Origin of the sequence: Pseudomonas sp. DWP2-2, from assembly GCF_049897065.1 — a bacterium.
Taxonomy (GTDB): Bacteria; Pseudomonadota; Gammaproteobacteria; order Pseudomonadales; family Pseudomonadaceae; genus Aquipseudomonas; species Aquipseudomonas paracarnis.
This window is the reverse complement of the sequence record NZ_JAFCVN010000001.1, coordinates 315,362-334,859: the sequence shown is the minus strand read 5'-3', so window position 1 is coordinate 334,859 and position 19,498 is coordinate 315,362. Positions and strand designations below refer to the sequence as shown.

The following is a 19,498-nucleotide window of genomic DNA, read 5'->3' as shown; positions in this document are numbered from 1 at the left end:
AATAAGGTGACTTTCGATGCCTCACTTCACCCCTGACAACTTCCACAACTGCCACCTCGGGCTGTTGCTGGGCCGCGCCGCGATCCTCAAGGACCGCATCATCGACACCCATATGGAACCCCACGGCATCACCGCCGCGCAGTTCAAGGTGTTGATCATCATGGCCCAGTTCGGCGTCGATACCCCGGCGGAGCTGTGCCGCAACCTATCCCTGGATAGCGGTTCGATGACGCGCATGCTCGACCGTCTGGAGCAAAAAGACTTGCTCAGCCGCAAGCGCTCCGAGCTGGATCGCCGCCAGGTGCAGTTGGTGCTGACCGCCGAGGGCCAGCGCCTGGCGGACATGCTGCCGCACATCGGCGCCAAGGCTCTCAACCAGTTGGCCGGTGTGCTTGAGCCGGGCGAGCTGGAAACCCTGGAGCGGATCCTGAAGAAAATGCTGATCGCTGCGGGTGACCCCATTACGATCCAGCGGGTAGGTAGATCATGAACACTCGCGCACTCAGCCTGGTGCTGGCGGCGATGACGTTGGCCGGTTGCGCCAATTACAGCGGCCTCGACACCCAGGGCCAGCGCCTCGACGCCAATACCTTGCACACCGGTAAATCCCTCAGCGGCGTGACGCTGTCGAGCGCCGCCTGGCCGGCCCCCGACTGGTGGAAAAGCCTGGGCGACCCACAGCTTGACGGCCTGATCCAGGAAGCCCTGCAAAACAGCCCCGACATGCAAGTGGCCGACGCTCGTGCGCATCAGGCCGAAGCCGCCGCCTATGCCGCCAACGCCGCGCGTATGCCGACCGTGGATGCCAGCGCCGGCGTGAGCCGTTCGCGCCTGGCCAAGGACCAGGACCCACGCGGGCAGGGCGATGCCTATTCGACGGTGCGCAACATCGGCGCCAGTTTCAACTACAACTTCGACCTGTGGGGCGGCCAGCGCGCCGCCTGGGAAGCGGCGTTGGGCGAGGCCCGTGCTGCCGAAGTCGACCAGCAGGCCGCGCGCCTGACCCTGGCCGCCAACGTGGCCAAGGCCTACAGCGACCTGGGCCAGGCCCATATCGTGCGTGACTTGGCGGTAGATGACCTCAAGCGTACCCGCCAGATGCTCGACCTGAGCAAGCGCCGCCTGAGTTCCGGTATCGACAGCGAGTACCAGTTCCAGCAGACCGAGAGCCTGGAAGCCAGTTCTCAGTCGCAACTGATTGACGCGGAAAAACAACTGCAAAGCGCCAAGATCGCGTTGGCTGTGTTGCTCGGTAAAGGCCCGGACCGTGGCAACGAGTTGGCGCGCCCAGCGGTGCTCAAACCCAGCGCCGTGGCCGTGCCGGCGGTGTTGCCAGCCGAGCTGCTTGGCCGTCGCCCGGACTTGGTCGCTGCACGCTGGCGCGTAGAGGCCGCGAGCAAGAACATCGCTGCCAGCAAGACCCGCTTCTACCCCAACCTCAACCTGAGCGCGAGCGCAGGTGCCGAGTCGTTGCTGGGCGATGCGATGTTCGGTTCGGCCAGCCGCTTCTTCAACTTTGCGCCGACGATTTCGCTGCCGATCTTTGACGGCGGCCGTCTGCGTGCTGATCTCGATGCCCGCGACGCCGACTACGACCTGGCCGTGGCCCAGTACAACAAAACCCTGGTGCAAGCCTTGGGCGATATCGGCAACAGCCTGTCCCAACTGCGCGACACCGGGCGGCAGATCCAGGCCCAGCAACATGCCGCCGACATCGCGCAGCAGTCCTACGACACCGGGGTGCAACGCTACAGCTCAGGCATCGGTAACTACCTGGATGTGCTCAGCATCGAGCAGCAATTGCTGCAGGCCCAGCGTCAGCTGGCCACCCTGAATGCGGCGCAGATCGACCTGTCGATTCAATTGATGCAGGCCCTGGGTGGCGGGTACCACGTCAACAGCGTGGCCGCGACCACCCCAGCTACACGCACGGAATAATTTGAGGTATTTGTCATGGCCACTGCCGACAGCAACAACGCAACCGAACAACCCCAAGACACCAACCCCCGCAAACGCAAAGTGATGCTGATCGGCCTGGCGCTGATCGTCATCCTGAGTGTGGTGGGCGTGTGGGCCTGGTATGAGTTCTACGGGCGCTTCAATGAAAGCACCGACGACGCCTATGTGAACGGCAACGTGGTGGAAATCACCCCGCTGGTCACCGGCACCGTGGTCAGCATTGGCGCCGACGATGGCGACCTGGTCCATGAAGGCCAGGTGCTGATCAACTTCGACCCCAACGACGCCGCCGTCGGCCTGCAGAGTGCCCAGGCCAACCTGGCCCGCACCGTGCGCCAAGTACGCGGCCTGTACAGCAACGTCGATGGCATGAAAGCCCAGGTCAATGCGCAGAAAGCCGATGTGCAAACCGCCCAGGACAACTACAACCGCCGCAAGACCCTGGCCCAGGGCGGCGCGATTTCCCAGGAAGAACTGTCTCACGCTCGCGACAGCCTGACCGCCGCCAAGAACGCCTTGACCAACCTTGAGCAACAACTGAAAACCACCAATGCCCTGGTGGATGACACGGTGATTTCGTCCCATCCCGATGTGCAAGCGGCCGCCGCGCAACTGCGCCAGGCGTACCTGACCAATGCCCGCAGCACCTTGATCGCGCCGGTCACCGGCTATGTGGCCAAGCGCACCGTGCAACTGGGCCAGCGCGTCCAGCCGGGTACCGCGCTGATGGCGGTGATCCCGCTGGACCAGCTGTGGATCGACGCCAACTTCAAGGAAACCCAACTGCGGGATATGCGCATCGGCCAGCCGGTGGATATCGAGTCGGACATCTACGGCAGCGACGTCAAGTACAGCGGCACCGTCGACAGCCTTGGCGCCGGCACGGGCAGCGCGTTCGCCTTGCTGCCCGCGCAGAACGCCACCGGCAACTGGATCAAGATCGTGCAGCGGGTACCGGTGCGCATCCATATCAACGCCGAAGAGCTGGCCAAACACCCGCTGCGAGTGGGCTTGAGCACCGTGGTCAACGTAGACCTGCACGACCAGAGCGGCCCGGTGCTGGCGCAACAGGCGCCGCAAAAAGCCTCGTTCACCACCAACGTGTATGACCGCCAATTGGCCGAGGCCGATGCCATGATCAACCAGTTGATCCATGACAACAGCGTCGCCGCTCCCAAGGCTGCGCAACGCTGATGAGCAATAACGCCTCGTTCACGCCACCCAGCCTGTTGATGGCCACTATTGGCCTGTCGCTGGCGACCTTTATGCAGGTGCTCGACACCACCATCGCCAACGTGGCGTTGCCGACTATCTCCGGCAACCTGGGGGTGAGTTCGGAGCAGGGCACCTGGGTGATCACTTCGTTTGCGGTGAGCAACGCCATCGCCTTGCCGCTCACCGGTTGGTTGAGCCGGCGCTTTGGCGAGGTGAAGCTGTTCTTGTGGGCGACCCTGCTGTTCGTGCTGGCGTCGTTCCTGTGCGGTATCTCTACCTCGATGCCTGAGCTGATCGGCTTTCGGGTGCTGCAAGGCTTGGTCGCCGGGCCGTTGTATCCGATGACCCAAACCTTGTTGATTGCAGTCTACCCGCCGGCCAAGCGCGGCATGGCCCTGGCGTTATTGGCGATGGTCACGGTGGTCGCGCCGATTGCCGGGCCCATCCTCGGCGGCTGGATCACCGACAGCTACAGCTGGCCGTGGATCTTTTTCATCAACGTGCCCATCGGGATTTTTGCGGTGATGGTGGTGCGTGCGCAGCTGAAAAAGCGCCCGGTGGTCACCAGTTACCAGCCGATGGACTACGTTGGGCTGCTGAGCCTGATCGTCGGTGTGGGCGCCTTGCAGATCATCCTCGACAAGGGCAATGACCTGGACTGGTTCGAGTCCAACTTCATCATCATTGGTGCGGCCATTTCGGTGATTGCCCTGGCGGTGTTCGTGATCTGGGAGATGACCGACAAGCACCCGGTGGTCAACCTGCGACTGTTCGCGCACCGTAACTTCCGGATCGGCACCATCGTGTTGATCCTGGGTTATGCGGGCTTTTTCGGCATCAACCTGATCCTGCCGCAGTGGCTGCAAACCCAGATGGGCTACACCGCCACCTGGGCCGGGCTGGCAGTGGCGCCCATCGGCATTTTGCCGGTGCTGATGTCGCCGTTCGTGGGCAAGTACGCGCACAAGTTCGACCTGCGCCTGCTGGCGGGCCTGGCGTTCCTGGCGATTGGCTTGAGCTGCTTTATGCGCGCCGGCTTCACCAACGAAGTGGACTTCACCCACATCGCCATGGTGCAGCTGTTCATGGGCATCGGCGTGGCGCTGTTCTTCATGCCGACCTTGAGCATCCTGATGTCCGACCTGCCGCCGCACCAGATTGCCGACGGCGCGGGGCTTGCGACCTTCCTGCGCACCTTGGGCGGCAGCTTCGCGGCCTCGCTGACAACCTGGATCTGGATTCGCCGGGCCGACCAGCACCATGCCTACATGAGCGAGAACATGACCGTCTACGACTCGACCACCCGCGATGCGTTGCAGGCGCTGGGTGGGGCAGGGCAGAAGGCCTATACCCAACTGGACCAGATTCTCACCAGCCAGGCGTACATGATGTCCACTGTGGATTACTTCACGTTGCTGGGGTGGATGTTCATGGGCTTGATGTTGCTGGTGTGGCTGGCCAAGCCACCGTTCACGGCGAAGGCCGGGCCTGCGGCTTCGGGGCACTGATTGTAAGGTCAGCGCGGTCCCTGTGGGAGCTGGCTTGTGTGGGAGCTGGCTTGCCTGCGATAGCATCACCTCGGTGCATCTGATACACCGAGGTGTCTGCATCGCAGGCAAGCCAGCTCCCACAGGTTGAACGGTGTTGTGTCAGAGGTTCAGGCGCCAGGCAACGCCAACTGCGGGTTGACGAAGTCAAACGCCGCCAGCTGAAATCCTTGCTCATCCACCTGCAGCGCCCACCCTTGCTTGTCCCAGTCCCCCAGCACAATGCGCTTGGCCGCCTGGTCGCCGATCTGCAACTTATGGATGGCGGGGCGGTGGGTATGGCCGTGGACCAGGGTGCGCACGCCGAACTGCTGCATCACCCGTGGCACTTCTTCAGGGGTGACATCGACAATGTCGTTGGCCTTCATGCGCACTTGAGCACTGCTCTCACTGCGCAACTTGCGCGCCAGTTTGTGACGCGTGCCCAAGGGCAGGTGGCGCAGGATAAACAGTACAACCGGGTTACGCAGGATGCGCCGCAGCTTCATATAGCCGAGGTCGCGGGTGCAGAGGCTGTCGCCGTGCATCAACAGCACTGGCTCGCCATACAACTGCACGACCGTCGGGTCCTTGAGCAAGGTAGCGCCTGCCGCTTTGCAGAACGCCTTGCCGATCAGGAAGTCACGGTTGCCGTGCATGATGAAAATCGGGGTGCCGCTGTCGCTCAGCTCACGCAGAGCCGCGCAGATGGAACGCTGGAAGGGGGTCATGCCATCGTCGCCAATCCAGGCTTCGAAGAAGTCCCCCAGAATGTACAACGCCTGGGCGCCACGGGCGCGGCCGTGGAGCAGATCCAGAAACGCCCGGGTGATGTCCGGGCGCTCCTCTTCCAGATGCAAATCTGAAATCAGCAATATCACCCAACGATCTCGGCTTTCTCGACGATCACGTCTTCGGCTGGAACGTCCTGGTGACCGGCCTTGGAGGTGGTCGATACGCCTTTGATCTTGTCGACAACGTCAGTGCCTTCGGTGACTTTACCGAACACCGCGTAGCCCCAACCCTGCACGTTCTTGCCGCTGTGGTTCAGGAAGGCGTTGTCGGCGACGTTGATGAAGAACTGCGCGGAGGCCGAATGCGGCTCCATGGTACGGGCCATGGCGACGGTGTACTTGTCGTTGGAAAGGCCGTTGTCCGCTTCGTTCTGGATGCTTGGACGCTTGTCTTTCTTCTCTTTCATGCCCGGCTCGAAACCGCCGCCCTGGATCATGAAGTTACCGATGACACGGTGGAAAACAGTGTTTTCGTAGTGGCCGGCTTTGACGTATTCGATGAAGTTGGCGACGGTGATCGGCGCTTTCTCGGCGTTCAGCTCGATAACGATGTCACCGTGGTTGGTGGTCAGTTTGACTTGAGTCATGTTCGCTACTCTTTTCAGGGAATTCGTGGGTGTGGGCGCCTGGGCACCTTACCTGTCTGGCTAAACGACGGCCAAGGCGCGCAGTTTAGCGTGCCCTGCGGGAATTTCGAGGTGGTTTTTTACCGCCCGGGCAATTAATTGGCCGCGCTCTGTATGTGTCTTGACTGCTTCGGCTATTATGAGCCCTTTGTTTTATCTGGCCCCACCTGGCCATGCACCTGTCTGTTCAAGGATCCTATGAGCAAGCCCACTGTCGACCCTACCTCGAATACCAAGGCCGGACCTGCCGTCCCGGTCAATTTCCTTCGCCCGATCATCCAGGCGGACCTGGATTCGGGCAAGCACACGCAGATCGTCACCCGTTTCCCACCTGAGCCCAACGGCTACCTGCACATCGGCCACGCCAAGTCGATCTGTGTGAACTTCGGCCTGGCCCAGGAGTTCGGTGGCGTCACGCACCTGCGTTTCGACGACACCAACCCGGCCAAGGAAGACCAGGAATACATCGACGCCATCGAAAGCGACATCAAGTGGCTGGGCTTCGAATGGTCCGGTGAAGTGCGCTATGCCTCCAAGTATTTCGACCAGTTGTTCGACTGGGCCGTCGAGTTGATCAAGGCCGGCAAGGCTTATGTGGACGACCTGACCCCGGAGCAGGCCAAGGAGTACCGTGGCACGCTGACCGAGCCGGGCAAGAACAGCCCGTTCCGCGACCGTTCGGTGGAAGAGAACCTGGACTGGTTCAATCGTATGCGCGCCGGCGAGTTCCCGGACGGCGCCCGCGTGCTGCGCGCCAAGATCGACATGGCCTCGCCGAACATGAACCTGCGCGACCCGATCATGTACCGCATCCGCCACGCCCATCACCACCAGACCGGTGACAAGTGGTGCATCTACCCCAACTACGACTTCACCCACGGTCAGTCGGACGCCATCGAAGGCATCACCCACTCCATCTGCACCCTGGAGTTCGAAAGCCATCGCCCACTGTATGAATGGTTCCTGGACAGCCTGCCGGTCCCGGCGCACCCGCGTCAGTACGAGTTCAGCCGCCTGAACCTGAACTACACCATCACCAGCAAGCGCAAGCTCAAGCAACTGGTCGATGAAAAGCACGTGCATGGCTGGGATGACCCGCGCATGTCGACTCTGTCGGGCTTCCGCCGTCGCGGCTACACCCCGGCGTCGATCCGCAACTTCTGCGACATGGTCGGCACCAACCGCTCCGACGGCGTGGTCGATTTCGGCATGCTGGAATTCAGCATCCGTCAGGACCTCGACGCCAACGCCCCGCGCGCCATGTGCGTGCTGCGCCCGTTGAAAGTCGTGATTACCAACTACCCGGAAGGCCAGGTCGAGAACCTCGAACTGCCGCGTCATCCGCAGAAAGAAGAGCTGGGCGTGCGCAAGTTGCCATTCGCCCGCGAGATCTACATCGACCGTGACGACTTCATGGAAGAGCCGCCCAAGGGCTACAAGCGCCTGGAGCCGAATGGCGAAGTGCGCCTGCGCGGCAGCTACGTGATCCGTGCGGACGAAGCGATCAAGGACGCCGATGGCAACATCGTTGAACTGCGTTGCTCGTACGATCCGGACACCCTGGGCAAGAACCCTGAAGGCCGCAAGGTCAAGGGTGTGGTCCACTGGGTACCGGCCGCTGCCAGCATCGAGTGCGAAGTGCGCCTGTACGATCGTCTGTTCCGCTCGCCGAACCCTGAGAAGGCGGAAGACAGCGCGAGTTTCCTCGACAACATCAACCCTGACTCCCTGCAAGTACTCACTGGTTGTCGTGTCGAGCCATCGCTTGGCGACGCACAGCCGGAAGACCGTTTCCAGTTCGAGCGCGAAGGCTACTTCTGCGCGGATATCAAGGACTCGAAACCTGGTGCTCCGGTATTCAACCGTACCGTGACCTTGCGAGATTCGTGGGGCCAGTGATTTAAGGGAAACATCGTGCTAACGATCTACAACACGCTCAGCAAGACCAAAGAAGTCTTCAAGCCGCTGGACGGCAACAAGGTGCGCATGTACGTGTGCGGCATGACCGTGTACGACTACTGCCACATCGGCCACGGCCGCAGCATGGTTGCCTTCGACCTGGTGACCCGCTGGTTGCGTTTCAGCGGCTATGACTTGACGTACGTGCGCAACATCACCGACATCGACGACAAGATCATCAACCGTGCCAACGAAAACGGCGAGTCGTTCGACGCGCTGACCGAGCGCATGATCGCCGCCATGCACGAGGACGAGGCGCGCCTCAACATCCTCAAGCCGGACATGGAACCGCGTGCCACGGACCACATCCCTGGCATGCACGCGATGATCCAGACCCTGATCGACAAGGGCTACGCCTACGCCCCAGGCAACGGCGACGTGTACTACCGCGTCGCCAAGTTCATGGGCTACGGCAAGCTGTCGCGCAAAAAGATCGAAGACCTGCGCATCGGCGCGCGGATCGAAGTCGACGAAGCCAAGCAGGACCCGCTCGACTTCGTACTGTGGAAAGGTACAAAGCCGGGCGAGCCGAGCTGGGAGTCGCCGTGGGGCGCCGGGCGTCCGGGCTGGCACATCGAATGCTCGGTGATGTCCACCTGCTGCCTGGGCGAGACCTTCGACATTCATGGCGGCGGCAGCGACCTTGAGTTCCCGCACCACGAAAACGAAATCGCCCAGAGCGAAGCCGCCACAGGCAAGACCTACGCCAACGCCTGGATGCACTGCGGCATGATCCGCATCAATGGCGAGAAGATGTCCAAGTCCTTGAACAACTTCTTCACCATCCGCGACGTGCTGGAAAAGTACCACCCGGAAGTGGTGCGTTACCTGCTGGTGTCCAGCCACTACCGCAGCGCCATCAACTACTCGGAAGACAACCTCAAGGACGCCAAGGGCGCCCTGGAGCGTTTCTACCACGCGTTGAAAGGTTTGCCTGCGGTGGCGCCGGCAGGCGGCGAAGCCTTCGTGGCACGCTTTACCGAAGTCATGAACGACGACTTTGGTACGCCGGAAGCCTGCGCGGTATTGTTTGAGATGGTGCGTGAGATCAACCGCTTGCGCGAGACCGATATCGACGCAGCGGCGGGCCTGGCGGCGCGTCTGAAAGAACTGGCCAGCGTGCTGGGCGTGTTGCAGATGGAGGCCGATGACTTCCTCCAAGCCGGCGCTGAAGGGCGTGTGGATGCCGCTGAGGTAGATGCACTGATCCAGGCGCGTCTGGCGGCTCGCACCAATAAAGACTGGGCGGAATCCGACCGTATCCGCGACCAACTGACCGCGATGGGTGTGGTGTTGGAAGACGGCAAGGGTGGGACGACGTGGCGGTTGGCTGACTGACCGTTGATAGCTGCACGCTGAATGAAAAACGCCCTGACTGGTTCGGGGCGTTTTTTTACAAAAAATAGCGATGTCACTTAGCGTTTCCACCACCAGTTCAAGTCGCGTTTAACTGGGAGTGCGAGTGCATGCAGTATGAAGAACGCTAGTGCGATCCAGCCAATGATTGGATAGTTTTCGATGACTTCTGGATGAGTACCGAAGTATAAGTATTTGTCAAATTGAGCGATTTCCATATGTGTCATCATAAAGAAAATATTGACTGCTAAGCTGATATAGATTTTTGTATATCCAAGTCCTTTGCCGGAGAAGATAACTCTAAGCCAGTAAGCGAATAACAGCCCCAGTGGCGAGAGTATTAGAAAAGCCATAATAATCACTTTTTAGACTCTTCATGTAGTTGCTTTAATGTGATTGCATCTGTTGCGGCCTCCGCTGTCAGCGAAGTTGGTGTCATGGTTTTATAGGCTCGTATCCGGTCTGAATCCAAATACCTAAATAAACGCCAAGCATCTGGTTTGTATATATGTCTTACAGTGCTGTAGATAGATAGGCTAATATCAACGGCGCCGTAGGCCATGTTTGCTTCCCGCTCTCCGTGACCGACGGCGGATGCAACTGATTGATATGCTGTACGAACCGGACCGACGGTATCGGATCTACCTGTTACTAGGTTGTGTCCACCTTCATATAAATTATTAGCGCCATGTGCCATTAATGGCACTCCTGCGACGAGGCACAGGGTACCCACCGATGCGTAGCAAATTCCGGCACCAGTAGCTATTTGAAGCGCGCCTGCAACGGCTCCAATTCCATTTCTCCCAATTGCTATTGACTGATCCAGCAAACTACGCTGCTCTTTTTTTATCTCGATCAGCCCCTCTGCGACGGTCTTTTTTCCCTGCTCCACATCGTTAACAATACTGCGAGCGTAATAGGCCACTTCCCGATTGAATATCGAGCGAGTCACACCGTCCTGCAGATGACGAGCGCTGATTGTGCAAGCCTGGCTGGTCAGGTTGCCTGCGGCTTGGCTGACGACCCATAAGTCATAAAAGCTCGGTGTTTGATTTTTGTTCTTTGATTTCATCGCCCGGTTTCCCATGAGCCATAGCCGCTGGTCCCCGCGATGTGATGTGTCCAGATAATTTCCCGATAACGAATCGACAGATGTTCTTGTGCGTCTACATCATTCAGGAGTACGGAATGGGGAACGTCCACGGTCAGGCTGGCAATGATGCAGCCCCTTATATCGACGGTGTAGTATTTTTCGTGCCGACCAAACTGTGAAATTCGATAGAAGTTGATGACGCAGTTCAGTTCTTCTCTGTTGGATAACGCCACGGCCAACAAGGGCGAGGATTTATCAATGTTTTTTGTGATGACCACCGGGCCGTGAGTGGAAGCTCTGACATTGCCGGTGTTGAGCATATTGTGATTGAAGGACATCACCATGATTTCGTCTCGGTGCCCCTCCTGGCACTTGTTGCCGATGGAGTCTTGGGTTGAGCAACCAGCCGAGATCAGGCCTTGAGATTTTCCGTTAATGGACATGTAGCCGTGGTTAGCCATGGACGTTGGCATCCTGATTTATTCGCCATAAACATACAAAAGAATGTAAATAGGAAATATCGGATGTTTCGCCTTTTATCGTGCGAGTAGGATGTAGGATTATTCGATTTTTGTCTGGGATTTCGACTTGGTGCGGGCCGATGATGCTGAGCTGGCGCAATTGGCGGCGCGTATCCGCTCTTTTGCCTGGCGCCAAACCAAATGGTGGGAGCTGGCTTGCCTGCGATAGCGCAGTTTCAGTCAATGATGCTGTAACTGATAAACCGCTATCGCAGGCAAGCCAGCTCCCACATTTTTACTGAATTCGCCTGAAGAGTCAGCGGCGGCTGCTGACTTCGGCGGGCACGTCATCACCGGCCATGCGTTTGCGGAACAGCGCGGTTCGCGCCAGCAGCAGTGTGGCGACCGGCACGGTGATCGCGAGCAAAATCGGAATCAACCAGCCATGCAATACCGGCCCGGACTTGAGCACCGAAAAGTAGATGATTGACGCCAACGCCACGCTCCACGCCCCCAACGTCGAGGCTAGTGCTGGCGGGTGCATGCGTTGGAAAAATTCTTTCATTCGCAGCAAGCCAATCGCGCCAATCAAGGCAAACAGGCCGCTGAGCAACAGCAACGCCGCCACGATAATTTCAACCCATAACGGCATCATTCAATCACCTCGCCACGCAGCAGGAATTTGGCCAGGGCGAACGAGCCGACGAAGCCGAACAGCGCGATCAATAGCGCCGCTTCAAAGTAAGTGTCGCTGGCATAGCGAATACCCAGGGTCAGCATCATCAGCATCGCCAGGATGTACAGGTAGTCCAGCGCCAGTACCCGGTCCTGGGCCGAGGGGCCTTTGAACAGGCGCACCAGGGTCAGCACCATGGCCAGGGAGAACAGGAACAGGCTGAACAGGATCGCATTGGCGAGCAGGGCGCTCATTCGAAGATCTCCATCAGGGGCCGTTCGTAGGCTTGCTTGAATTGCTGGATAAACGAGGCTTCGTCATCCAGGTCGAAAACGTGCAGCAGCAGGATGCTGCGGTCCAGGGCCAGCTCCGACCAGACGGTGCCGGGGGTCACGCTGGTGATCATCGCCAGCACAGCCAGGCCGTTGGCGTCGCGCAGGTCCAGGGGGATCTTGATAAAGCGCGAGCGCGGTGGGCGGGAGCCGCAGGTGAGTACGCCCCATGCCACGTGCAGGTTGGAGATGATCACATCGAGGCCGACCCGGAAAAACAGGCGGATGATCACCCCAGGGCGGCGGATGCGGATCGGCAGCGGGCGCAGCGGCGCCATCATCAGCGGCGCAAGAAAGCCCAACAGTGCGCCCAGCAGCAGGTTGCCGGGGCTGATCGACAAGTTCAGCACCAGCCACAATACCCACAACGCCAACGACAGCCAGGGAGCCGGGAACAGACGCTTCATGGCTGCACCTCCAGGGCGGCGGCCTTGGCTTCAGGGCTCGGCACTGGCCGGGTCGCGAGCACTGCCATCACGTAGTGTTCCGGGTTGTTCAGGCTTTCGGCAGTGGCCTGGGTGTAGCGCATCAGCGCCTCGGCCTTGAAGGTCAGCGCGATGCTCAACCCCAGCAGCAGGAAGATCGGCACACACTCGTAGCGGCGCAGCAGCGGTGATGGGCGTTCTTCCGGGGTCCAGAAGCGCTGGATGCCGAGGCGGGCGAAAGCGATGAGCGAGGCCAGGCCAGAGAGAATCAGCAGCGCCACCAGGCCCCAGGCCGCCGGGCGGATGGACTCGTCCACGGCGTTGCCCAAGCCCAGTGGGTTGATCAGCGCGCTCAACAGGCTGAGCTTGCCGATAAACCCGGACAGCGGCGGCATGCCGATAATCAGCAGCGCGCAGGCGATAAAGCTCAGGCCCAGGAAGGCCATGGTCCAAGGGATGACCTGGCCGATCACCGCTTTTTGCTCATCGTCCAGGTTCACACCCGGGCGCGGATGCAGCGATTCCATGGCTTTGGGCAGCGCATCAATTTCTTCATCCAGCGGCAGGTCGTTGGCCGAACGCGAACGCTCGATCAACTCCGCCAGCAAAAACAATGCACTCAGTGCCAGGGTGGAGCTGACCAGATAGAACAGCGCCCCCGCGGTCAGGCTCGGCTGGGCAAACCCTACCGCTGACAGCAGGATCCCGGCCGACACCAGGATACTCAGGCTGGCCATGCGCTCCAGGCGCTGCGCCGCCACCATCGCCAGCGCCGCGCAAATGATGGTCGCCATGCCTCCGTACACCAGCCAATCCCCGCCAAACAGCGCCGAGGCGCCGGCCTGGCCGGAGAACAGCAGGGTCCACAGGCGCAGCACGGTGTACACGCCGACCTTGGTCATGATCGCGAACATTGCCGCCACCGGCGCGCTGGCCGAGGAATAGGCGGGTGCCAGCCAGAAGTTCAGCGGCCACATGCCGGCCTTGGCCAGGAACGCCGTAGCCAGGATCGCTGCACCGGCATGCAACAGGCCGCGATCGGCCTCCGGCACCAGCGGGATTTTCAACGCCAGGTCGGCGAAGTTCAGCGTGCCGGTGACGCCGTAGATCATCGCCGCGCCGATCAGGAACAGCGACGACGCCAGCAGGTTGATCGCAATGTAATGCAGCCCCGACGACACCCGCGCACGGCCGGAACCGTGCAGCATCAGGCCGTAGGAGGCGGCCAGCAGCACTTCGAAGAACACGAACAGGTTGAACAGGTCGGCGGTGAGGAAGGCGCCATACAGCCCCATCAGTTGGATCTGGAACAGGGCATGGAAGCTGGTGCCCGCACGGTCCCAGCGGGCCATGGCGAACAGCAGCGCGCTGACGCCGATAATCCCGGTCAGCACCAGCATCATCGCCGAGAGTTGGTCCACCACCAACACGATGCCGAACGGCACCTGCCAGTTGCCCGGCAGGTACACGCCAATGGAGCCGGGGCCGCCTTGTTGCGTCCAGTACAACAGCAGGATGGCGACGCCCAGTCCGACGATGCTGGAGCACAGATTGATCCGGGCTTTGAGCGGGCGGCGTTTCTCGCCCAGCATCAGCATCAGCCCGGCGGTGAGCAGCGGCAGCAGGATCGGCGCGACGATCAGTTGATTCATCCACGTCATTCCTTGGGCTCCCGGCCGTCTACATGGTCAGTGCCGGTGAGGCCCCGGGAGGCCAGCAGCACCACCAGGAACAACGCGGTCATGGCGAAGCTGATCACAATGGCCGTGAGCACCAGGGCCTGGGGCAGTGGGTCGGTGTAGTTGAGCAGGTCTTGGGGCAAGCCGTCCTTGATGATCGGCTCCTTGCCGATAAACAGGCTGCCCATGCTGAAGATGAACAGGTTGACGCCGTAGGACAGCAGGCACAAACCCATGACCACCTGGAACGTCCGTGGCCGCAGGATCAACCAGACGCCGGAGGCCGCCAGGACCCCAATGGCTATTGCGATGACTTCTTCCATCAGGCGGCTCCTTCGGTTGCAGCAACCACTTTGGGCTGGTTGCTCGGTTTATGCGCGCGCACCGACTGGTGGCCGAGGGCGGTGAGCATCAACAGGGTCGAGCCCACGACCATGGCGTACACGCCGACGTCAAAGAACAGCGCACTGGCAATATGAATATCGCCCAGTAGCGGCAGGCTGAAATGCCAGGTATGCGTAGTGAGGAACGGGTACCCGGCGAACAGCGCGCCCAGCCCGGTCAAGGTGGCCGACAGCAGGCCGAAGCCCATCCAGCGCATGGGCCGCAGGCTCATCTGCGCCTCGACCCACTGGGTACCGGCGACCATGTATTGCAGGATAAACGCCACCGACATCACCAGCCCGGCGACGAAGCCGCCCCCAGGTTGGTTGTGGCCGCGCATGAACAGATAAAACGACACCACCAGCGCTATCGGCAGCAACAGGCGCACCAGCACCGCCGGCACCATCATAAAGCCCAGGGCGGTGTCGCTGGCCTGGCGCGGGTTGACCAGGTCGGTGGCCACGTCCGGCGCCAGTTGGCGCTGTTGGGGTGGCAACTCCATGCTTTCCTTGGACGGGCGGAAGCGGCGCAGCAAGGCGTACACGGTCAAGGCCACAGCGCCCAGTACGGTGATTTCGCCCAGGGTGTCGAAGCCACGGAAGTCCACCAGCATCACGTTCACCACATTGCTGCCGCCGCCTTCGGGCAGGGCACGGCTTAAGTAGAACGAGGAGATATCGTTGGGCGTCTGGCGGGTCAGCATCGCGTAGGACAACAGCGCCATGCCGCCGCCCACCACGGTGGAGAGCAGCAAGTCACGCAGGCGGCGGATACGCGCCTTGCGCAGCGAGCTGGGCAGGGGTGAGACCTCTTCGATCCGCCTTGGCAGCCAGCGCAGGCCGAGCAGGATCAGCACGGTGGTGACCACTTCCACCACCAATTGGGTGAGGGCCAGGTCCGGTGCCGAGAACCACACGAAGGTGACGCAGGTCATCAGGCCGCACACGCTGACCATGGTCAGGGCCGCCAGCCGGTGGTACTTGGCTTGCCAGGCGGCGCCGAGGGCGCAGGCAATCGCCAGCAACCACAGGGTGACGAAGACGATGGAACCCGGGATTTTCGGGCGGTCGCCCCAGCTGAGGCCACTGTTGATCATCGGGATCATCGCGCCGATCACTGCCAGCAGCACCAACAGGAACAACTGGGTTTGCAGGCGCTTGGTGCTGATGCGTTTCTCGATGCGGCGCACGCCGCGCATCATCACCACCAGGCAGCGCTCGAAACCGCGCTTGCCGTTGAAGTAGCCGATCAGCGGTGGGTATTCGAAGCGGCCACGCTTGAGTTGCTTGCGCAGCATCAGGTACAGCACCACGCCGCCGGTCATTGCCACCAGGCTCATGATCATCGGCGCGTTCCAGCCGTGCCAGATCGCCAGGCTATATTCCGGTAGCGTACCGCCCACCACCGGCAGGGCGGCAGCGGCGAGGATCGAGCCGACCACCTGGGCCGGGAAAATCCCCACCAGCAGACAGGTGAACACCAACAGCTCGACGGGTGCGCGCATCCAGCGCGGCGGCTCGTGGGGCGTGTGCGGCAAGTCGGTGGCGGGCGGGCCGAAGAACACGTCCACGGTAAAACGCAGGGCATAGGCCACGCTGAATGTACCGGCAATGGTCGCGATCACCGGCAGGGCGATTTCCACCCATTGGGTCGACGAGATAAACACGGTTTCGGCAAAGAACATCTCTTTGGACAGGAAGCCATTGAGCAACGGCACCCCGGCCATGGACGCGCTGGCGACCATCGCCAGGGTCGCGGTAAACGGGATCAGGCGCACCAGCCCACTGAGCTTGCGGATATCCCGCGTGCCGCTTTCGTGGTCGATGATGCCCGCCGCCATGAACAGCGAAGCCTTGAAGGTGGCGTGGTTGAGAATGTGGAATACTGCGGCAACTGCGGCCAGTGGGCTGTTGAGGCCCAGCAGCAGGGTGATCAGCCCGAGGTGGCTGATGGTGGAATAGGCCAGCAGGCCCTTGAGATCGTTTTGAAACATGGCGCAGTAAGCGCCGAGGAGGAGAGTGAGGGCGCCGGCACCGCCGACGATCCAGAACCATTCTTCGCTGCCGGACAGCGACGGCCACAGGCGGGCCAGCAGGAACACGCCGGCCTTCACCATCGTCGCCGAGTGCAGGTAAGCCGAAACCGGGGTGGGCGCCGCCATGGCATGGGGCAGCCAGAAATGGAAGGGGAACTGCGCGCTTTTGCTCAAGGCGCCGATCAGCACCAGGGCGAGCATGACCGGGTACAGCGAATGCGCGCGAATCTGATCGCCCGCCGCCAGCACCTGGTCCAGGTCATAGCTGCCGACGATATGCCCCAGCAGCATCACTCCCGCCAACAGGCACAGCCCACCTGCGCCAGTGACCATCAGCGCCATATACGCACCACGTCGCGCATCTGCACGGTGGTGCCAATAGCCGATCAACAGGAACGAGAACAGGCTGGTCAGTTCCCAGAAGAATACGATCTGGATCAGGTTGCCGGAGATCACCAAACCCAGCATGGCGCCCATGAACGCCAGGAAAAATGCAAAGAAACGCGGCACCGGGTCGTCCGGCGACATGTAGTAGCGCGCATACAGCGACACCAGCGTGCCGATGCCCAGCACCAGCATCGAGAACAGCCAGGCAAACCCATCCATGCGCAACACGAAGTTGAGCCCCAGGCTGGGCAACCACATGAATTCTTCGCGGATCACGCCACCGTGGGCGATCTGAGGGTAGAGCAGGGCGACTTGAATAGTACCGACCAGTGCCACAAGGCCGGCCAACAGCGATTCGGTGTTACGTGCGTTATGCGGCAGCAAGGCCGCCAGACAGCTGCCGATAAAAGGCAGAAGCAGTAGAACTATCAGGGACATAGGCTTCTAATCTGCGGGAGTTTGGGATGCATCATACGTGCCGCTTTCACGATCACCAAACGGCAAGATGTGGCAGGATCCTACAAGGTAGGCTGAAACCTCCCATTTGGCACTGTTTCAACTTGCCCTTGAATTAAAATGCAGACCTCTGTGGGAGCCGTTATCTGCAGCGACGCCGTACCTGTGGCGAGGGAGCTTGCTCCCGTGAGGGGCTGACAGTTGACGCTTATCTCCCTGACACCCCACGATCCAATTGTGGGAGCTGGCTTGCCTGCGAAGACGGCCTGACAGCCGACACCTATCTCCCTGACACCCCGTGATCAAACTGTGGGAGAGGGCTTGCTCGCGAAGGCGGTCTGGCAGCCTAGACGGTTGGATTGTGTACATATCCATTGCTGCGGTAACGGCTACTTAGGGTTCCGCCTGACGGCGGCCCACGGATTCAAGCCTGCGTTCGGCCAGCGTGGTTTAACGGGGCGCCTGAGATCAAGATCACAAGCAGATCAAGATCAAGAGCGGCTCGCTTCGCATCGTGGTTACCGTTGATCGCAAACTACCCCTGCCGCTCCTCCTCCAACGCCTCTGCCAACTCAACGGCCTTCTGCCCCTTCGTCTTCAATTCACTCACAATCACCGCCACCACAATCAGCACCGCGCCCAGCATCGCGATCGGTGGGAACCGCTCCCCGGCGATTCGCCCCACAACGCCTGCCCACACCGGCTCACCGGCATAAATCAACGTCGCCCGCGTTGGCGAGACACTCTGCTGTGCCCAGTTCATCGCCACTTGGATCACCGCACTGGTCAAGCCCAGGCCCACGGCACTGAACAGCAACAGCCAAGAAAAGCCCGGCAACGCCTCGCCCATGGGCACCACCATCATGAAGGACAGCACCGAAGCGGTGGCCAGTTGCACCACGGTCACCCGACGAATATCCACCTGGCCGGCAAATGCGCTGATCAAGATGATCTCGGCCGCTATGGCCACTGCACCGATCAAGGTGGCGATTTCACCCGCGCTGAAATTCAGCGAGGCCCCCGCCGGGCCGGTCAACAGCATCAACCCCGCAAACGCCAACATGATGCCGATGCTGGGCATCAAGCCGGGGCGACGGCCAAGCACCAGCCACTGCAACAGCGGTACGAACGGCACATACAAGGCGGTGATAAACGCCGATTGGCTGCTCAAGATGGTTTGCAGGCCAATGGTCTGCAAACCGTAGCCGAACATGATCGCCACCCCGATAAACACCCCGGCCTTCAATTCGAACAGGGTCAGGTCGCGCAGGGTGCGCAAGGAAAAGAACCCCACCACAATCGTCGCTGCCGCGAAGCGCAGCCCCACAAAAAACATCGGCCCGCTGACCGCCATGGCGTGCTGCACCAGCAAAAAGGTGCCGCCCCAGATCATGGTGATCACCACCAGGATGCATTCGGCTTTACTGAAACGATTGAAACGCGAAGGGGAGTTTGGGGCGGTCATGGCGGCTCGGTCTTGCAAGGGGAAAGCACGGACCGCACAATGCGCCGCACGCTGGGCAGTATACTGCGCACACCCACCTATTGAGCAATATAGTGCACAAAGAAAATCCGCAACGGGCTTCGGTCCTGCAGCACGTCAGCCAGAACGTTCGTCGCCTGCGCCATGCCGCCGACTTGAGCCAGACCGCGCTCTCGGAAAAATCCGGTGTCAGCCGGCGCATGCTGGTGGCGATAGAAGCGGGAGAGAAGAACGTCAGCCTGTCGACCCTGGACCGTGTCGCCGAAGCGTTGGACGTGGCGTTCAGTGATCTGATTCAGGCGCCGGATGTGCGCGACCACAGCCGTATCAATGAGCTGGCCTGGGCGGGCGAGATTGTCGGCAGTAAGGCGGTGTTGCTGGCCAAGGCTACGGCACGGCGTGAGGTCGAATTATGGGAGTGGCGGCTGGAGCCCGGTGACCGTTATTGCCCGGACCCTGACTTGGAAGGGTGGAGCGAACAACTGTTTGTGTTCGAGGGCAGCCTGACGCTGGTGATAGGTGATCAGGAAAATCTCATCGAGGCAGGAGAGTTCTTTATGTTCGCCAGCCACCAGCCCCATGCTTATCGCAATGATGGAAATGCGGCGGTACGGTTTGTTCGAAATGTGGTGATTTGAGCAACAATAAGGGC

19 protein-coding genes are annotated in these 19,498 nt (G+C 60.7%); 7 read left to right on the top strand and 12 right to left on the bottom strand.

Annotated elements, in window-relative coordinates:
- The first annotated feature begins 16 nt into the window (after positions 1–16).
- The 4 genes from ACP7CZ_RS01400 to ACP7CZ_RS01385 are packed head-to-tail and all read left to right on the top strand — an operon-like array spanning position 17 to position 4,682.
- Positions 17–490 (top strand): MarR family winged helix-turn-helix transcriptional regulator, encoded by a 474-nt coding sequence (locus ACP7CZ_RS01400; RefSeq protein WP_014718945.1) that lies wholly within the window; start codon positions 17–19, stop codon positions 488–490.
- Positions 487–1,938 (top strand): efflux transporter outer membrane subunit, encoded by a 1,452-nt coding sequence (locus ACP7CZ_RS01395; RefSeq protein ID WP_294196169.1) that lies wholly within the window; start codon positions 487–489, stop codon positions 1,936–1,938. The genes ACP7CZ_RS01400 and ACP7CZ_RS01395 overlap by 4 nt, the downstream gene beginning before the upstream one ends.
- Before the next feature lie 15 nt (positions 1,939–1,953).
- Positions 1,954–3,153, top strand: a complete 1,200-nt coding sequence (locus tag ACP7CZ_RS01390) for an efflux RND transporter periplasmic adaptor subunit (RefSeq protein ID WP_294196170.1) — start codon at positions 1,954–1,956, stop codon at positions 3,151–3,153.
- Positions 3,153–4,682: a DHA2 family efflux MFS transporter permease subunit gene (locus tag ACP7CZ_RS01385; protein WP_003192178.1), complete on the top strand. Its 1,530-nt coding sequence runs from the start codon at positions 3,153–3,155 to the stop codon at positions 4,680–4,682. The genes ACP7CZ_RS01390 and ACP7CZ_RS01385 overlap by 1 nt, the downstream gene beginning before the upstream one ends.
- A gap of 149 nt (positions 4,683–4,831) precedes the next feature.
- Here ACP7CZ_RS01385 and lpxH read toward each other — a convergent pair whose 3' ends face one another.
- Together lpxH and ACP7CZ_RS01375 are read right to left on the bottom strand one after the other, a co-directional pair.
- A complete protein-coding gene (gene lpxH, locus ACP7CZ_RS01380) occupies positions 4,832–5,581 on the bottom strand; it encodes a UDP-2,3-diacylglucosamine diphosphatase (protein ID WP_014718941.1) in 750 nt (249 codons plus the stop codon).
- On the bottom strand, positions 5,578–6,081 hold the full coding sequence (locus ACP7CZ_RS01375) for a peptidylprolyl isomerase (protein ID WP_003174772.1): 504 nt from the start codon (positions 6,079–6,081) through the stop codon (positions 5,578–5,580). Before ACP7CZ_RS01375 ends, lpxH begins: the two co-directional genes overlap by 4 nt.
- Positions 6,082–6,318: 237 nt before the next feature.
- Here ACP7CZ_RS01375 and ACP7CZ_RS01370 point away from each other — a divergent pair, with 237 nt between their 5' ends.
- Together ACP7CZ_RS01370 and cysS are read left to right on the top strand one after the other, a co-directional pair.
- Positions 6,319–8,019: a glutamine--tRNA ligase/YqeY domain fusion protein gene (locus ACP7CZ_RS01370; RefSeq protein ID WP_252951105.1), complete on the top strand. Its 1,701-nt coding sequence runs from the start codon at positions 6,319–6,321 to the stop codon at positions 8,017–8,019.
- A gap of 15 nt (positions 8,020–8,034) precedes the next feature.
- Positions 8,035–9,417, top strand: a complete 1,383-nt coding sequence (gene cysS, locus ACP7CZ_RS01365) for a cysteine--tRNA ligase (protein ID WP_032902823.1) — start codon at positions 8,035–8,037, stop codon at positions 9,415–9,417.
- A 77-nt stretch (positions 9,418–9,494) separates the two neighbouring features.
- Here cysS and ACP7CZ_RS01360 read toward each other — a convergent pair whose 3' ends face one another.
- From ACP7CZ_RS01360 to ACP7CZ_RS01315, 10 genes are all read right to left on the bottom strand, one after another.
- Positions 9,495–9,788, bottom strand: coding sequence for a hypothetical protein (locus ACP7CZ_RS01360; RefSeq protein WP_232914648.1), 294 nt, complete (start codon positions 9,786–9,788; stop codon positions 9,495–9,497).
- A 5-nt stretch (positions 9,789–9,793) separates the two neighbouring features.
- Positions 9,794–10,507 carry a DUF4225 domain-containing protein gene (locus ACP7CZ_RS01355; protein ID WP_127880715.1) on the bottom strand — a complete coding sequence of 238 codons (714 nt, stop codon included), beginning with the start codon at positions 10,505–10,507 and terminating at the stop codon, positions 9,794–9,796.
- Entirely contained in the window at positions 10,504–10,989 is a 486-nt protein-coding gene (locus ACP7CZ_RS01350; protein ID WP_124412574.1) for an Hcp family type VI secretion system effector, read from the bottom strand. Before ACP7CZ_RS01350 ends, ACP7CZ_RS01355 begins: the two co-directional genes overlap by 4 nt.
- 316 nt (positions 10,990–11,305) lie before the next feature.
- Complete coding sequence (locus ACP7CZ_RS01345) at positions 11,306–11,644, bottom strand: Na+/H+ antiporter subunit G (RefSeq protein ID WP_294196182.1); 339 nt, start codon at positions 11,642–11,644, stop codon at positions 11,306–11,308.
- A complete protein-coding gene (locus ACP7CZ_RS01340; protein WP_003192168.1) occupies positions 11,641–11,919 on the bottom strand; it encodes a K+/H+ antiporter subunit F in 279 nt (92 codons plus the stop codon). The genes ACP7CZ_RS01345 and ACP7CZ_RS01340 overlap by 4 nt, the downstream gene beginning before the upstream one ends.
- Entirely contained in the window at positions 11,916–12,404 is a 489-nt protein-coding gene (locus ACP7CZ_RS01335) for a Na+/H+ antiporter subunit E (RefSeq protein ID WP_054897285.1), read from the bottom strand. Before ACP7CZ_RS01335 ends, ACP7CZ_RS01340 begins: the two co-directional genes overlap by 4 nt.
- Entirely contained in the window at positions 12,401–14,083 is a 1,683-nt protein-coding gene (locus ACP7CZ_RS01330; protein ID WP_294196188.1) for a monovalent cation/H+ antiporter subunit D, read from the bottom strand. The genes ACP7CZ_RS01335 and ACP7CZ_RS01330 overlap by 4 nt, the downstream gene beginning before the upstream one ends.
- A complete protein-coding gene (locus ACP7CZ_RS01325) occupies positions 14,080–14,424 on the bottom strand; it encodes a Na+/H+ antiporter subunit C (RefSeq protein ID WP_294196190.1) in 345 nt (114 codons plus the stop codon). Before ACP7CZ_RS01325 ends, ACP7CZ_RS01330 begins: the two co-directional genes overlap by 4 nt.
- The gene (locus ACP7CZ_RS01320; RefSeq protein ID WP_014718932.1) at positions 14,424–17,345 is read right to left on the bottom strand and encodes a monovalent cation/H+ antiporter subunit A; all 2,922 of its coding nucleotides are present in this window, start codon (positions 17,343–17,345) and stop codon (positions 14,424–14,426) included. Before ACP7CZ_RS01320 ends, ACP7CZ_RS01325 begins: the two co-directional genes overlap by 1 nt.
- A gap of 553 nt (positions 17,346–17,898) precedes the next feature.
- Positions 17,899–18,828, bottom strand: a complete 930-nt coding sequence (locus ACP7CZ_RS01315; RefSeq protein WP_054897286.1) for a DMT family transporter — start codon at positions 18,826–18,828, stop codon at positions 17,899–17,901.
- A 92-nt stretch (positions 18,829–18,920) separates the two neighbouring features.
- Here ACP7CZ_RS01315 and ACP7CZ_RS01310 point away from each other — a divergent pair, with 92 nt between their 5' ends.
- Positions 18,921–19,484 carry a helix-turn-helix domain-containing protein gene (locus ACP7CZ_RS01310; RefSeq protein WP_054897287.1) on the top strand — a complete coding sequence of 188 codons (564 nt, stop codon included), beginning with the start codon at positions 18,921–18,923 and terminating at the stop codon, positions 19,482–19,484.
- Positions 19,485–19,498: the final 14 nt, after the last annotated feature.

Excerpts from the sequence above, each read along its gene's own strand:
- ACP7CZ_RS01345 (WP_294196182.1), bottom strand. The coding sequence starts at position 11,644 with ATGATGCCGTTATGGGTTGAAATTATCGTGGCGGCGTTGCTGTTGCTC.
- ACP7CZ_RS01400 (WP_014718945.1), top strand. The coding sequence starts at position 17 with ATGCCTCACTTCACCCCTGACAACTTCCACAACTGCCACCTCGGGCTG.
- ACP7CZ_RS01385 (WP_003192178.1), top strand. The coding sequence starts at position 3,153 with ATGAGCAATAACGCCTCGTTCACGCCACCCAGCCTGTTGATGGCCACT.
- ACP7CZ_RS01390 (WP_294196170.1), top strand. The coding sequence starts at position 1,954 with ATGGCCACTGCCGACAGCAACAACGCAACCGAACAACCCCAAGACACC.
- ACP7CZ_RS01315 (WP_054897286.1), bottom strand. The coding sequence starts at position 18,828 with ATGACCGCCCCAAACTCCCCTTCGCGTTTCAATCGTTTCAGTAAAGCC.
- ACP7CZ_RS01370 (WP_252951105.1), top strand. The coding sequence starts at position 6,319 with ATGAGCAAGCCCACTGTCGACCCTACCTCGAATACCAAGGCCGGACCT.
- ACP7CZ_RS01350 (WP_124412574.1), bottom strand. The coding sequence starts at position 10,989 with ATGGCTAACCACGGCTACATGTCCATTAACGGAAAATCTCAAGGCCTG.
- ACP7CZ_RS01320 (WP_014718932.1), bottom strand. The coding sequence starts at position 17,345 with ATGTCCCTGATAGTTCTACTGCTTCTGCCTTTTATCGGCAGCTGTCTG.
- ACP7CZ_RS01375 (WP_003174772.1), bottom strand. The coding sequence starts at position 6,081 with ATGACTCAAGTCAAACTGACCACCAACCACGGTGACATCGTTATCGAG.
- ACP7CZ_RS01325 (WP_294196190.1), bottom strand. The coding sequence starts at position 14,424 with ATGGAAGAAGTCATCGCAATAGCCATTGGGGTCCTGGCGGCCTCCGGC.
- ACP7CZ_RS01335 (WP_054897285.1), bottom strand. The coding sequence starts at position 12,404 with ATGAAGCGTCTGTTCCCGGCTCCCTGGCTGTCGTTGGCGTTGTGGGTA.
- ACP7CZ_RS01340 (WP_003192168.1), bottom strand. The coding sequence starts at position 11,919 with ATGAGCGCCCTGCTCGCCAATGCGATCCTGTTCAGCCTGTTCCTGTTC.
- ACP7CZ_RS01395 (WP_294196169.1), top strand. The coding sequence starts at position 487 with ATGAACACTCGCGCACTCAGCCTGGTGCTGGCGGCGATGACGTTGGCC.
- ACP7CZ_RS01360 (WP_232914648.1), bottom strand. The coding sequence starts at position 9,788 with ATGGCTTTTCTAATACTCTCGCCACTGGGGCTGTTATTCGCTTACTGG.
- ACP7CZ_RS01355 (WP_127880715.1), bottom strand. The coding sequence starts at position 10,507 with ATGAAATCAAAGAACAAAAATCAAACACCGAGCTTTTATGACTTATGG.
- ACP7CZ_RS01330 (WP_294196188.1), bottom strand. The coding sequence starts at position 14,083 with ATGACGTGGATGAATCAACTGATCGTCGCGCCGATCCTGCTGCCGCTG.